Here is a 13,182-nt window from a genome sequence, read left to right as displayed (position 1 = left end):
TTTGACTTGCAATTTGCAAGTAAATATACACTGTTTTTATTTCTGCTAAATATGATTCTAGTAACTGGAGCCACTGGTGGTTTAGGTCATCAGACCATCGACTTTTTGCTCACCACCACCCCGGCCGCTGAAATTGCCGCTCTTGTACGCGATATCGATAAAGCCACGGACCTGATAGAGCAGGGTGTCGACGTCCGGCAAGCCGACTACGTTGACTATCCCGCGCTGGTAGAGGCCTTTCGGGGTGTGGATAAACTGCTACTGGTTTCGGCCGTGGCCTTTACTGACCGGCTACAGCAGCATCGCAACGTTATCGACGCGGCAAAGGAGGTCGGGGTGAAGCACCTGTTTTACACCAGTATCCAGCGCAGCTCCGATTTTGTGATGCCCGAGGTTACTGAGAGCGATCTGGCCACGGAAGCCTATCTCAAAGCGTCCGGACTGACATACACCATTCTTAAAAACGGCTATTATTTTGAAGGCCTAGGGTATCTGATTGGGAGTGAGGTACCGGCCACGGAGATCCGTTTCTCGGCAGGAGACGGCAAGATCGCTTTCGTTAAGCGGACCGAGCTGGCTGCTGCCACGGCTGCTCTACTGACAGGCGAGGGGCACGAGAACCAGGAGTATACCCTGTCGGGGAGCGAAGCCTATTCTTTTAACGATATCGCCCGGGAATTTTCCGCGTTAGCTGGCCGGCTTATCACCTATAAAAGCATCGAGGAGGCTCCCTACGTCGCCCAGAAAGTGGCCGCTGGCTTTCCTGATATGGTCGCCACCTTCTTAGCCCAGTGGGGGGCAGCCGCCCAGGCTGGTATGCTGGCCGGGACGAGCGATACCGTTGAGCGTCTACTAGGTCGCCAGCCAACTTCGCTAGGGGAGTACCTGAAAGCGACTTATTTCTCAGGTAACTGACCGCTTGCTGTGGTTTCTAATAGGTATGCGTCCATTCAGAAATGAATGGACGCATAAATTTTCCATCGTCTCACTTTGGAGTGTTTTTGTGAGATTCCAACTCCCGGATCGCTTGGAGTAGGGTAGCCCTACAGTCTATTGATTCAACCGTTCTCTTGGCGTATAGTACCGAAGCTCAGAGCGCCTATCAAGCAGCATGACGTTGTTCCCTGATGCGCTCCTAATTCAGTACCAACTCTCGGGGCGGGAGTGTATCTGTTGCAGATGAGCACGCCGACTCAGAGTAAGACGGTCAACGTGATTAAGGGCGTGCTTAGCTCTGCAGACTGTTGTGTTAATTGATTCTGTTTAGTGTAACCGTGTAGCATTAACTTGCAGTGGCGAACGTTTTCTGAATGATTGTAATCGGCTTCTTTGTGCCGACGAAAAAGCGTATTTTTATCGGTAAACAAATACCTGATGAAATGGTCAATGACCGAATAATGGCGAAATTGCAAATCCTGGCCGATGCGGCAAAATACGATGTGTCGTGTTCCTCCGGTCAAAGTAAACGAGCCAACAAAGACAAAGGACTGGGCGACTCCAAAGGATACGGCATTTGCCACGCCTTTACCGAAGACGGGCGGTGCGTATCGCTCCTTAAAATCCTGCTGACCAATCATTGCGTGTTTGACTGTGCCTATTGCGTGAGCCGTAAGAGCAACGATGTCAAGCGGGCTGCCTTTACAGTAGAAGAAGTTGTTGATCTGACGATCAACTTCTACCGTCGAAATTACATCGAAGGGCTGTTTCTGAGCTCGGGGATCTTCGATAGCCCAGACTACACTATGGAACGTCTGGTGCGGATTGCTAAAAAGTTACGCCTGGAGCAACGCTTTAATGGCTACATCCATCTGAAAGCCATTCCGGGGGCCAGTGAAGAATTGATCAAAGAAGCGGGTTTGTATGCTGACCGTCTGAGTGTCAATGTCGAAATGCCTACCGAGCAAAGTTTAAAACTACTTGCTCCGGACAAAAACCATCAGGATGTCATCCGGCCCATGACGTACTTAAAAACCGAGATTGCTGGTCATCATCAGGAACGGAAGCAGAACCCTAAAGCGCCCCTTTTTGCACCTGCCGGTCAGAGTACGCAGATGGTGATCGGAGCTACCAAAGAAACCGATCTGGATATTCTGGGAATGACCCATCAGTTTTACAGTCAGTTAAACCTGAAGCGGGTCTATTATTCGGGCTACGTCCCCATCAGCCAAGACAACCGCCTACCCGCTGTAGGGACGCCGGTCCCCATTATCCGGGAAAACCGGCTCTATCAGGCAGACTGGCTACTGCGTTATTATGGGTTTGCGTTTAACGAACTGGTTGGATCAGAGCAACCTAATCTGGCGCTGGATATTGATCCCAAACTGGGTTGGGCGCTGCAGCATCTGGACCTGTTTCCCGTTGATATCAATACGGCCGACCTTGAACTGATCAAACGAATACCGGGTGTTGGCTTTCAAAGTGCCCAGAAAATTGTCGAGGCCCGGCGCTTTAGAAAGCTGCAGCCCGAACACCTGAAGCAGATGGGGATCGCCTACAACCGGGCTCAGTATTTTATGGCGTTCACGACCGCTTTCTCGTTGCGAAAAGAATACACGCCTTTTGCGCTTAAACAACTGATTCTGGCGCGGCAAAAAAGCAAGTATGCGCGCACCTTCTCCACGCAGCTAAGCTTATTCTGATCGGATGACGACTATACTGTACGATGGAACGTATGAAGGCTGGCTGACGGCCGTCTTCGAGGCCTATACCAACAAGCTGACGGATGTGCTGTTTACCCGCCAGGAAGCGTCTACAGCAAAATTGTTCGAGGCTACGCTTACCGTGGTTATGGACGAAACGAAAGCGGAGCGGGTGCTGGCTGGCTTGCAAAAGCGTCTGTCAGCCCAGGGGATAATGTCGCTCTACAAAACGTACCTGTCTGATATTGAGGAGCCGGAGCGGGTAATGTGGCAGTTCATACGTCATGTCTTCGGGAACGGGCATAATGTGGAAGAAGACTATGGTCATCCGGCGGTGTGGGCTGTCAGGCAGGCGGCCCGGCGGGTAAAACGGGAAGCGCATCGCATGCAGGCGTTTGTTCGTTTCAAGCTAACCCAGGACCAGTTGTATTATGCGATCATTGAACCGGAATGCGATGTGCTGCCCCTCATCTCGGCGCACTTCGAGAGCCGGTATGCCGATCAACGTTGGCTAATCTACGATGCTCGCCGTAAGTACGGAATTTACTATGATTTAGAAACGGTGTCTACGGTAGGGGTTGATTTTCAGCCTCGTGGACGGTTTACTTCTGGGTTGATGGCCGAGATCAGTGACGAGCGGGAAGAGTTTTATCAGGAACTCTGGCGTTGCTACTTTAAGAGCGTAACGATTGACGCCCGGAAGAATCTGCGGCTTCAGTTGCAGCACATGCCCAAACGGTATTGGAAGCATTTAACCGAGCAGATAAGAAAGGAATAAGTAGCTCATTGTCGAGTACTGGCAGCAATGTTTGCCCCCTAACGGCCCGCTACGCTAGCCAGTAGCAAATCAACCAAAACAATTATCGGGGTTGATGTGTCCTAGATACTAGTTTTCTGATTTGCTCAACATGAACGATTTTTTAGGTTTCATCGCCAGCCCCGCCGGACGGGCGGCCCGGATTGCGGCCGGCTACGTCTTGGTGGCCCGCAGTGTAGCCAAGTCCGACAAGCCAAGCTGGGGTATGCTGGGTATCATCCCCCTAGCGGCTGGCTTATTTGACTGGTGCGTATTGGCTCCTTTAGCGAAGAAGCCGTTTGAGGGCCAAGAGCTGCGCCGTTTGCTCAAGGCTCATGATATCGTCAGCCGACTAGGGAAGACGACTACTCAAAGTTTGGATAAACAGGTTTAACCATAAGAAAGAAGGCCCCCAACGATGTGTTGGGGGCCTTCTTTACCTAATGAACACTGGTTAGTACTTTAGTTAGTAGTTGGTAACCCAGAGCTTAGGCAGTATGCTTCAAACTCAAAAGCAGACACTATTTGTCAAAAAGAGTATGTTCTCGTCCGTGAGTTGTAAGACCACTTTAGATAGCCTGTTGCCGGTTAAGCCCTATCTATTGATCGTCGAAGACGTCTACTTTGGCTCGGCTGAGAGTATCAAGTGGCAAAAAAATCGGGTAGGCTTGTGAGCCGTGGGGGGGGAGGGGGTAAGTGCTCCCAGCAGTAGCAGTAGTATCCTGCTAGCAGACTGAGCGGAATCAGCAAGAAAGCTGTTTGCTTGTTCTTCGTATGGTGGTCAAGCAGCCGCTAAAGTAGTCTACCTTCGTAAAAAGGAATATATAAAGTAAGTGTATCCAACAGGAGCGTTTTTTGAGAATCATTAGATTTAACCTGTAGTAGATTCGTCTGCGTTAGCCAGTCTCCCTTATCTGACAACACCCTAATCCCGTACCTCGCGCGTCCTGTTGTCTGGCTACTGTTCAGTTCTAGCCTAGGCTGATAAACAATTGGCGTACCCTGGAGTTAAAATCCGCACCTGGGCGAAGCACCAATCTATAACTCGTCCGTCGTACTAACAATGAAAATAGGAATCATTGGCGCAGGCTTCATTGGTAGCGCCCTTGCCACTCGGCTTACCAGCCTCGGCCATTCAGTAGCGATTGCCAATTCTCGTGGCCCCGAAACGCTGGGTGAGGTGGCCCAAAAAACCGGCGCTACTCCCGTTACCGCCCAGCAGGCAGCTCACTACGGTGAGATCATCGTGGTGACTATTCCACTGAAAAATATTCCCGATTTACCCAAAGGCTTGTTCGAGGGCGTACCCGCTGAAGTGCCCGTCATTGATACCAGCAATTATTATCCGCTGTTGCGGGATTATATATTCCGGAGATACTGTGCCAGCCAAAACGGCTAAAGTGGGCCACGGTGGATAAGGGGCGAAGAGGGCATAAAAATAATCAGGATCCGGTTAAATCATTCGTTTTTTTGATGCGCCTGCGCATTGACTCGCCTTGCAACTCAATGCGGTGTGCCTGATGCACGAGTCGATCCAAGATTGCATCGGCCAGCGTTGGTTCAGCTAGGTACTCATACCACTTAGACACCGGTAACTGCGAGGTAATGATCGTAGCCGACCGGCCATGGCGATCTTCAATGAGTTGCAGCAAAGCCAGTTTGGCATTCATGTCTAGACTCGATAGGCCCCAATCGTCCAGGATCAATAACTGCAACCGCTCCAGACGGGCAAGCTCCCGAGTATAGGAGCCATCCGCTCGAGCCAGATGCAGTCGTTCCATAAGTTTAGGCATAGAGAAGTAGCCCACCCGCAGCCCTCGTTGACAAGCCTGGTAGCCCAGACATGTAGCCAGATAGCTTTTGCCACAACCAGTGGCACCGGTGATGAGAATGTTTTCGCCCCGTCGTACAAAAGAGAGGTCGCCCAGGCGAAGTACCATACTTTTGTCCAACTGCCGATCAGGCGTGTAAATAACTTCTTCCAGGCTGGCCTGATACCGAAAACGAGCCTGGGTAATGGCAGTTCGCGTTTTGCGTTCCTGCCGGTATTCGTGTTCGGCATCCAGCAGCGAAGCCAGGAGATGGTCGGTGGGCGGCCACTGATTAACCGGTAGACGCAGAAGGGTTTCCCAGTGGGTGGCCATGCCCTGTAATTTTAATTGACGCATGCGCTCGAGGGTTGCTTGTGTATTCATGAGTTGATGGTTTAATGGTTAGCTCTTTTTATCCCCTTTACCCCTTTATTATTGATAGACATCGGCTCCCCGGATGTTCTCATGAGTTGGCAGAGGCTTATGGGTTACCTCCGTTGAGGTAGTCTTATCTAAATTGCGCTCCAGGATGCTACGGATCAACTTGTAGGAGACAGCCCCATACGTTAACGCCCGCTCACAGGCCCCCTCCAGGCGTTGCTGGCCAACCTTGGCTACCAGCGATAGTACGCCGGCACAGGAACGGAAGGCCTGTTGGGGATAGCTCCGCGTGTGGAGCAGTTCCTGAATGGCCAGTCGAGTATGGGGACCGATCTGGCTGGCCTGATCGATAAAGTACTCCGCAGACCACTGGCTCAGCCATTGTTGTTGGCTGGGCAGGTGTTCGCGACGGGTGGTGTACTGATAGGCCTCGGGTTGGCGCTCATGAAGCGCAATCCGCTGATGATCATGGTAAATCTCCACGGTCTGAGCGGTGTAAACCAGCTTAACGCTCTGGCCCACATGCCGGTAGGGTACGCTATAATAGTGCTTGTCTTCCCCTAACAGTACATGACAGTTGGGATGCACTTTGGCCATGCGAAAGGCTTTGGACCGGTAAGGCTGTAGCGGCAAAGGCATCAGCGTGGCTTCTTCCAGGGTCTCAAAACGCTGACGTCTTGAGTAGGGCTTACCCTGAAAGCACTGCCGGTTGTGGACTTCTACTTGTTGAGCAATAGCTTGGTTCAGTTCCTTCAAAGAGTGAAAGCTCTGTTCTTGTAGGGGAACATATACCCGACTATAGAGAATGGAGATGGTCTTCTCCACCAGCGCTTTATCGCGCGGCTTGCCACTACGGGCTGGATAGATACAGGTACTGTAATGAGCCGCAAAGTCTTCAATCGACTCGTTCAGATCAGGCTCATAGCGGTTGGCTTTGGTCACGGCGGCTTTCAGGTTATCGGGCACAATGGCCTCGGGGACACCACCAAAGTAGGTTAGCGCATCGGATAAGGCTTGTAGGAAATCGGCTTTTCGCTGACTGGCAACCGCTTTAGCAAAAGTGAGTTGGGAACAGGCCAGCACGGCGACAAAAAGCTCGACTGGCTGAGGCTGACCGGTAGTTGGATCGACCAGGGCTAGCTTTTTACCGGCATAATCGACGAAAAGCGTCTCCCCAGCTTTGTGCTCCAGGTGCATCACCGTCTGCTGGTTGAGTCGCCAGGTCCGGTAGCGCTCACAAAATTGGGAGTACTGGATGGCATTGGGGTTAGCCTGCTTATAAGCTAGCCATAAGTGATGGCGGGTCACACCCGGCTTGGCCAATTGGGCTTCGTAGTTCTCAAATCGTTGGTAGAGATCACCCAGCCGATCGGCCTCTGGTTGGGGTACACGATGAGTGAACAGGCGGTGAAGTTGATCATCCTGCCAGCTCAAAGCCTGAGCCAAGTCCGAAAAATGCGCTTCGACTATACGCAAATAGTGTTCGACGGTGGTTCGGGAAATGGCTAAAGCCGAAGCAATCCGGCGCTGGCTGAAGCCCTGCTGGCGGAGTTGAAGAATCCGACGGAGTTGAAACATAGGTAAGCGAGAGTTAGCCATGCTTGACTACAAACGTGAGTGATGTTCGTTCACGTCAGGGCCAAACTAGGGGTCTTGGCTCACTTATCCACGATGGCCCATTTTGTGCCGGAATACCCGGCCGGATTGGGCCGGAATGACTGGCTTACTTTATGCCGGAATATATAGCGGGATGGACACATCCCCGAACTTGAGCAGGGTGAACTGACCGAAAGTGAGTGGGTAGAGCAGCACCTTGGTCGGCCTGTGATAAAGGTATTCAACAATATCATGGCCGACCACCTTGAAAAATTAGGCAAGCCCGTTGGTACCCCCGGCCGTATCGCTCTGCCTGTAGCCGGCGATGACCCCATGGCCAAGCAGAAAGTGATGGATCTGGTGGAAGAGTTGGGCTTCGATGCGGTGGATAATGGTAGTCTGCATGAGTCGTGGCGACAGCAGCCCGGCACCCCCTGCTATGGAGCAGATTTACCCGCCAGGGAGCTAGAGCAAAAATTGGAAAGCCTGGGGACAACGCGTACGGAGCAGCAGCACGCGCAGTTTTTGGCCAATCATGCTGCCCTGCAGAAGCAAATGGAAGCTCAGGGTGTCAAGCTGAAGTAGCGAACGATCGGCCCCGTTGCCCTAGAGGCTAATAAGTGCTTGTCGCATTATGCTGACTTTCGCCAGAAAGCCGCGCCGGTAGAAACTGAGCGCGGCTTTCTGGCGAAAGCGGTTTTGGGTACAGTTAATGAGCAAAGAATGGAAAAGCTAGATTTTCCCCTTGTTTCCCTTCCAGATTGTGCCAGTTGCAACCGGGTATTGGTTAGCTAGACAATAAAAATAAGGGTTCATTCAGTTGCACCAGTCAAGGGGTAACTGAACGAACCCTTATTCATCTCAACTTGGGAGCGTTTACTGGGACGGGTGGTTTACTGAGTCATCTACTTACTGTTCTTTCGCAAAAATGTGGGAGACCTTATCGCCTTGCTCAAAGGATAGGGTACGTTTCTCGGGATCAAAAACCATCCGTATTGAGGCAGCCTCGTACTTGAACGTGTGATGCTTATAAGCGTCCAGCCGGAAGGGGCGTTGGCCAGCTGCCTGACCTTGGGCCCACAAGGAGTTGTCGCGGATAAAGACGGCAAGCTTCAGCGGAATCGTCGATGCCGAGTAGAGACCAACGTACTTTTCCAAACTTGCTGAAGTGGACACAGGCTTCAATCCCTCTGTCACTAACGGCTCGTGATAAAGAATTTTCCTCACCACTTTGAGCGGTATCTGGATCCGATCAGTGGCGTTGTTCTGCAGCATGATAATGGTCATTCCCGTGTCCAGATGACGCTCAATCAAGCTAATATAACCGGCCCAGCCGCCCGTATGGTTGACGATCCGGCCATAGGGCTTACTGTCCAGTAAAGCCCAACCAAAACCATAGTCCGTCCTTGCTCCGCTTGCTAGCGTAGCCCCCGAAAAGATTGCTTGCCGGTCTGTGTCGTTGATCAGTTTGTCGGTATACAATGCCTGATCCCACAAGAGCAGATCACCGACCGTTGAATTGACCATCCCGTCGCCCACTACCCCATCTAGGTAGGTTGAGTAACTGTCTAATAGTTACCCCCCCTATAAAAAGCTAGTTCTGGGATGTAGTCGGCCAGTGCATCGTCGTAGTCTAGTTTTTGTTGCTTTTTAAGCAGCACAATGCCGATGGCGGTAAACTGCTTAGAGACGGAGGCTAACTCAAAAACAGACTGGATGTTTAGATCTCTTTCTTGCTGTTCATCGGCTTTGCCGTACGATTTTGCGAACATGAGCTGCCCCTTTTGGGCCACCAGTACATTACCATTAAACTTGTCATGCTGGTGTAATTCGGTAAACAGGCTGTCGAGCTGTCTGGTGGTATGCTGACTATGCAAGGGGCTATTCGAGCCAAGTACTAACAGCAGCCCCAGAGAGCGAAGCACATGAATTAATTGCATAGAGAGGCAGGCCGATGGTATGTTCAAAGATAGCCCGCTGAGTGGCTTATAACAAAAATGGGGATAGGTACAGCCGAGCTAACCGATCGTAATAGTTGTACCGTATGCCTCTAGTGGCTGTGATAAATGTGGAGGTGCATGTTAAGCTTAGGCCTAGTAAGCTGCTTAGAATAGCTTATTTAGAAACAGGATTGCAGCGACCGGAAGCGATTAAGCGAGACGGTTTGAGGTTACCCTATCAATAAACTCTTCGCGTTGACCAATTAAAAATCTTGTCTCCCAATGGGCGCACATTATCTTGTTGAGCAAGTAACCATGACTTAGCCGACTAGAAAGGTGCCCCTTTTGAAAAGCAAACGCATGATGGTTCTATCGTCTCAGGTATGAGCGTTTGATAAGATCGATGCTTTTCCTAGATTGGAACTCCATCCTCCTATTCCTCACTTGTATGAAACATCTTTTCGTGATCCTTTCCCTGGTTGTCATCTCTACTTGGGGACATGCCCAACAAATCGATAGTTGTAGCTGCCAAGCCAATCTGAATGCTTTAATCCAAGTGGCCAAAAGTCGGTACGCGGGCTTTGAAGATAAGACGGCCAGTAAAGCCCTCAACCAATACATGCAACTACGCCAAACACTAGAGCAGCAATCTCGGCTTACTTCATCCAGCGCTTGCCTGACAATACTGGAAAAATATGTGGCCTTTTTCAAAGATGACCACTTTACCATTCACTACACTGACCAGGCAGCCGCTTCCCTGAGATGGTCGGGTTTATCGGCACACAAACTTGCTTAACTTAGCAAGGCTATGCAGCCAAAGAGAGCCCCAAAAACACGGCGCAAGTACGATGCCGATTTCAAAACTGAAGTCCTCAAAATGCTCGACAGCGGTCAGACAGCAGCTTATGTCGCCAACGCCCTGGGCGTGTCTGAGAACCTAATCTACCGCTGGAAAAGTGTGAATCAAGTGGGTAAAAAAGTGGTCGCTGGTCAAAGCGAACTGATTGCGGAGAACCAGCAGCTTAAGGATCGGGTACGCCAGTTGGAGACCGAGCGCGAAATCTTAAAAAAAGCCTTGAGCATTTTCAGCCGGGCGACCTGACGCTTTGCTACAATCTGATCGAGACACTGGCTGATGAGTTCAATGTGGAAACCCTGTGTGCTGTATTGGGCGTAAGTCGAACAGCTTATTACCGATACAAAAGGGGGCAGAGCTACCAGCCAACAGCTCATAAACAAGCTAAAAAGCAGTTGGTCGAAGACGTGTTTTGGGCGCACAAACGACGCTACGGGAGCCGCAGAATTGTAGCCGAGTTGCACGAGCAGGGCCATCAGGTAGGTCGGCAACAGGTACGATCATTAATGAAACTGGCTGACTTACAGTCAATTAAGCCAAAATCGTTTGTACCACGTACCACCGACATGGCAAGGGGTACTGGCCAAACCTGTTACTCGATCAACCGTTGCCTGTTTCTCCTGATTTAGTTTGGGTCAGTGACATCACGTACTTGCCCCTGGCCAACGGAGAATGGGCCTATTTGGGGAGTTGGATGGACTTATTTTCGCGCCGAATTGTCGGCTGGCGCATCAATGCCAATATGGAAGATGCCCTGATTTTGGTGCCACTGCGGGCAGCCCTGCAAACCCGTCAGCCAGCCGCTGGCCTTATCGTCCACTCTGATCGGGGTGGTCAATACATCTCCAATGAGGTGCAGGAACTGGTGAGTCTGTGGCGGATCAGGCCCAGCATGAGCCGGGCCGATGACCCTTACGATAATGCGTTTGCAGAGTCGTTTTGGAGCCGCCTAAAGGCGGAGTTATTGGAAGGTGGGTGCTTTTTGAGCGTGGACTGTCTTAGCCCCCTATTAGCTGGACAAATTTTCTGAAAAGGTTGTGTCGTAAATTACCTGTGCTTCCTCCCATTTCTGCTGAGGTGTTACAAAACCAATCGAACGATGAAGACGGTGATTGTTGTAATGGAAAAAATAACGCCCTAACATTTCTTTGGCCTCATAATAGCTGTCAAATACATTGCGCTCGATCACATCATGTTCTAGAATGCTGTGAAAAGCTTCAATGTACGAGTTCTCTTCAGGGGTGGCCACATGAGTGAATTCCTGCTTGATTTCGGAGCTTTTCAAAAAGTTACGTACCGAGTGAGCAATGAATTGACTGCCATTATCATTGCGCAAAATGACGCCCTTCAGTTCATGATTCCGGTTGATTCGTCGAAAAAGATTGATTAAGTCGATTTGACGAATACTGCCTTGGAATAGCCAATCCAGAATTTTGCGGCTATACACATCAATGACGCTCAACAGATAGTAATTCCGCCGTTCCCCTTCTACCCAGACGTATTTGATATCCCAGCACAGGTATTCCAAGGGCTTGGTCGCTTCGATTCGTCTGAATTTAACAAATTCCCGCTTGCCCATCGGTCGGATCACTTTGCCCAGAAGTAAATTATGCTCTTGCATGAGTCGATACACCTTTTTCTTATTGATTAAGTATTCTTTTTTCAACTCGTGGGTGATGTATTCGTAGCCAAGGGCATTGAACTCAACATCCAGCAGTTGCCGAATACTGACCACGACCAGTTGGTTGTCTACCCACGATCCATCCCGTTTCATGGTTACCTGGCTGGGGCGTGCTCCAGGTCTACCTGATTGTGGTTGGTAGTAAAACACGCTCCGAGGTACACTAAGCCACTGGCATAACAGGGTACGACTTACTTGATTTTCAAACTGTTTCATGAGTGCTAGCTTCTCCTGGAGTGAATAGGAGTTTTTTTTAGTAGCTCACTTTTGATCTCCAGTTCCAAAGCTTGTTTTGCTACAATCCGCTTCAGGCGTTCATTTTCTTCTTCGAGCACTCGAAGCTGGGGATCGACGCGTGCGTAAGAATCTTTGAGGCCTTCTTTGCCTTTACTCAAATACTTCAATTTCCACTTGCGCAGCAGCGAAGGAGATAGATTGTATTTTCGACAAGTCTCGGCATGGCCGTCACGAATGGCTTCCTGGACGATAGAATAGCGGTCATCGGGAGTAAAACTCCGCCTTAATTTGCTCATGGTATCTGAATGTAAAAGGACTAAACTGTTTTTACAATTTTGTCCAGTCATTCAGGGGGTTAAGACAATTTATCCCTATTTGCTGCGGGGGTTGGTCATTGTGCGGGTCCACCAAGTTTGGGCTACTGACATTACCTATGTACCCATGGCGACCGGATATATGTACCTGATGGCCATCATCGATCTGTATAGTCGATACGTATTAAGTTGGTCCGTTTCCAACACCATGGAGGCTGATTGGTGTTGTGGCGTGTTACGAAAGGCCTTAGGGAGCTATCCTCAACCCGAGATTTTTAACACCGATCAAGGCAGTCAATTTACCTCGGATGATTTTACAAGTGTCCTGCTCGATCAGAACATTCGCATCTCAATGGACGGCAAAGGGCGGGCATTGGACAACATATTCGTAGAGCGGCTTTGGCGAAGCGTAAAATATGAGGATATTTATCTGAAAGCCTACCAGGATGGCTGGCAGTTAGAGGCAGGCTTACAAGCTTATTTCGAGTTTTATAACTGTCGGCGCTTTCACCAGTCGCTGAATTATCGAACGCCTGAAGAGGTATTAAAGGGAATAAAAAGCAGTCAAACCAAGTAGGAAATCAGATCAACTAACAATTTCGTTATTCAGTAAAGTGGTCCAGTTCTAAGGGCGCAGTGTATCTAGCCCAAAAAATTTGTCTCACGAAACGCCCATTCAAAGTGACACTCTCTGTATAACACTCTGGAGCTATCATACTATATTTATTATTTTTTCAAATTGCCATCTCTCATATCTATGCCTCTTTTATGAGGTTAGGGCCGAGTATGTGAGCCCCGATTTGTCCCCTAATAGTAGTCCCTAAAAGGGAGTTTACCTGAAAGAGAAAAGTCTCCTTTAGAGGCTATAGGAGTTTCTAAAAGGCTTCCAGGCAACAAGCGTTTATTCGGCAGAACTCCTGTATAACGTAAA

The 13,182-nt window shown here is 50.0% G+C and carries 16 protein-coding genes and 1 pseudogene; 11 read left to right on the top strand and 6 right to left on the bottom strand.

From position 1 onward, the window contains the following. The first annotated feature begins 51 nt into the window (after nucleotides 1-51). The 5 genes from HU175_RS20895 (at nucleotide 52) to HU175_RS20875 (ending at nucleotide 4,834) form a co-directional block, all read left to right on the top strand. Nucleotides 52-915 (top strand): SDR family oxidoreductase, encoded by an 864-nt coding sequence (locus HU175_RS20895; protein WP_176568416.1) that lies wholly within the window; start codon nucleotides 52-54, stop codon nucleotides 913-915. Nucleotides 916-1,397: 482 nt separating this feature from the next. After that, nucleotides 1,398-2,639 (top strand): putative DNA modification/repair radical SAM protein, encoded by a 1,242-nt coding sequence (locus HU175_RS20890; protein ID WP_255433074.1) that lies wholly within the window; start codon nucleotides 1,398-1,400, stop codon nucleotides 2,637-2,639. Nucleotides 2,640-2,643: 4 nt separating this feature from the next. Then, nucleotides 2,644-3,417 (top strand): TIGR03915 family putative DNA repair protein, encoded by a 774-nt coding sequence (locus HU175_RS20885; protein WP_176568415.1) that lies wholly within the window; start codon nucleotides 2,644-2,646, stop codon nucleotides 3,415-3,417. Nucleotides 3,418-3,547: 130 nt separating this feature from the next. Further along, nucleotides 3,548-3,829: a YgaP-like transmembrane domain gene (locus HU175_RS20880; RefSeq protein ID WP_176568414.1), complete on the top strand. Its 282-nt coding sequence runs from the start codon at nucleotides 3,548-3,550 to the stop codon at nucleotides 3,827-3,829. Nucleotides 3,830-4,498: 669 nt separating this feature from the next. Then, a complete protein-coding gene (locus HU175_RS20875; RefSeq protein ID WP_228724230.1) occupies nucleotides 4,499-4,834 on the top strand; it encodes an NAD(P)-binding domain-containing protein in 336 nt (111 codons plus the stop codon). A 43-nt stretch (nucleotides 4,835-4,877) separates the two neighbouring features. Here HU175_RS20875 and istB read toward each other — a convergent pair whose 3' ends face one another. Together istB and istA are read right to left on the bottom strand one after the other, a co-directional pair. After that, on the bottom strand, nucleotides 4,878-5,630 hold the full coding sequence (gene istB / locus HU175_RS20870; protein ID WP_176566175.1) for an IS21-like element helper ATPase IstB: 753 nt from the start codon (nucleotides 5,628-5,630) through the stop codon (nucleotides 4,878-4,880). A 48-nt stretch (nucleotides 5,631-5,678) separates the two neighbouring features. Further along, nucleotides 5,679-7,205, bottom strand: coding sequence for an IS21 family transposase (gene istA / locus HU175_RS20865; protein ID WP_228724144.1), 1,527 nt, complete (start codon nucleotides 7,203-7,205; stop codon nucleotides 5,679-5,681). A 270-nt stretch (nucleotides 7,206-7,475) separates the two neighbouring features. Here istA and HU175_RS20860 point away from each other — a divergent pair, with 270 nt between their 5' ends. Further along, complete coding sequence (locus HU175_RS20860; protein WP_218037012.1) at nucleotides 7,476-7,808, top strand: NADPH-dependent F420 reductase; 333 nt, start codon at nucleotides 7,476-7,478, stop codon at nucleotides 7,806-7,808. Nucleotides 7,809-8,132: 324 nt separating this feature from the next. Here the strand turns inward: HU175_RS20860 and HU175_RS24700 are convergent, their stop codons facing one another. Both HU175_RS24700 and HU175_RS24695 read right to left on the bottom strand, forming a co-directional pair. Continuing rightward, nucleotides 8,133-8,750 carry a serine hydrolase gene (locus tag HU175_RS24700; RefSeq protein WP_218037011.1) on the bottom strand — a complete coding sequence of 206 codons (618 nt, stop codon included), beginning with the start codon at nucleotides 8,748-8,750 and terminating at the stop codon, nucleotides 8,133-8,135. A 41-nt stretch (nucleotides 8,751-8,791) separates the two neighbouring features. Then, nucleotides 8,792-9,163, bottom strand: a complete 372-nt coding sequence (locus tag HU175_RS24695) for a serine hydrolase domain-containing protein (RefSeq protein WP_218037010.1) — start codon at nucleotides 9,161-9,163, stop codon at nucleotides 8,792-8,794. A 448-nt stretch (nucleotides 9,164-9,611) separates the two neighbouring features. Between HU175_RS24695 and HU175_RS20850 the strand changes: the two genes are divergently transcribed. The 4 genes from HU175_RS20850 to HU175_RS20835 are packed head-to-tail and all read left to right on the top strand — an operon-like array spanning nucleotide 9,612 to nucleotide 11,049. After that, a complete protein-coding gene (locus HU175_RS20850) occupies nucleotides 9,612-9,959 on the top strand; it encodes a hypothetical protein (RefSeq protein ID WP_176568413.1) in 348 nt (115 codons plus the stop codon). A gap of 12 nt (nucleotides 9,960-9,971) precedes the next feature. Beyond that, a complete protein-coding gene (locus tag HU175_RS20845) occupies nucleotides 9,972-10,265 on the top strand; it encodes a transposase (protein ID WP_176568412.1) in 294 nt (97 codons plus the stop codon). Nucleotides 10,266-10,309: 44 nt separating this feature from the next. Continuing rightward, nucleotides 10,310-10,648, top strand: a complete 339-nt coding sequence (locus HU175_RS25140; protein ID WP_176568411.1) for an IS3 family transposase — start codon at nucleotides 10,310-10,312, stop codon at nucleotides 10,646-10,648. Continuing rightward, nucleotides 10,627-11,049 (top strand): DDE-type integrase/transposase/recombinase, encoded by a 423-nt coding sequence (locus tag HU175_RS20835; RefSeq protein WP_176568410.1) that lies wholly within the window; start codon nucleotides 10,627-10,629, stop codon nucleotides 11,047-11,049. Before HU175_RS25140 ends, HU175_RS20835 begins: the two co-directional genes overlap by 22 nt. On the opposite strand, the gene HU175_RS20830 is transcribed toward HU175_RS20835, so the two are convergent. Both HU175_RS20830 and HU175_RS20825 read right to left on the bottom strand, forming a co-directional pair. Further along, a complete protein-coding gene (locus HU175_RS20830; RefSeq protein WP_176566243.1) occupies nucleotides 11,029-11,916 on the bottom strand; it encodes an IS3 family transposase in 888 nt (295 codons plus the stop codon). The two genes, HU175_RS20835 and HU175_RS20830, sit on opposite strands and share 21 nt — an antisense overlap. 5 nt (nucleotides 11,917-11,921) lie before the next feature. Then, complete coding sequence (locus tag HU175_RS20825) at nucleotides 11,922-12,233, bottom strand: transposase (RefSeq protein WP_176566244.1); 312 nt, start codon at nucleotides 12,231-12,233, stop codon at nucleotides 11,922-11,924. Between the two features lie 67 nt (nucleotides 12,234-12,300). Here HU175_RS20825 and HU175_RS20820 point away from each other — a divergent pair. Then, nucleotides 12,301-12,828, top strand: a pseudogene (locus HU175_RS20820) (IS3 family transposase); the annotation flags it as partial. Nucleotides 12,829-13,182 lie beyond the last annotated feature (354 nt).

The sequence above is a fragment of the Spirosoma sp. KUDC1026 genome (assembly GCF_013375035.1).
In the GTDB taxonomy this organism is placed as follows: domain Bacteria; phylum Bacteroidota; class Bacteroidia; order Cytophagales; family Spirosomataceae; genus Spirosoma.
The sequence above is the reverse complement of the archived record's forward strand: the minus strand, read 5'-3'. Positions and strand labels throughout refer to the sequence as shown.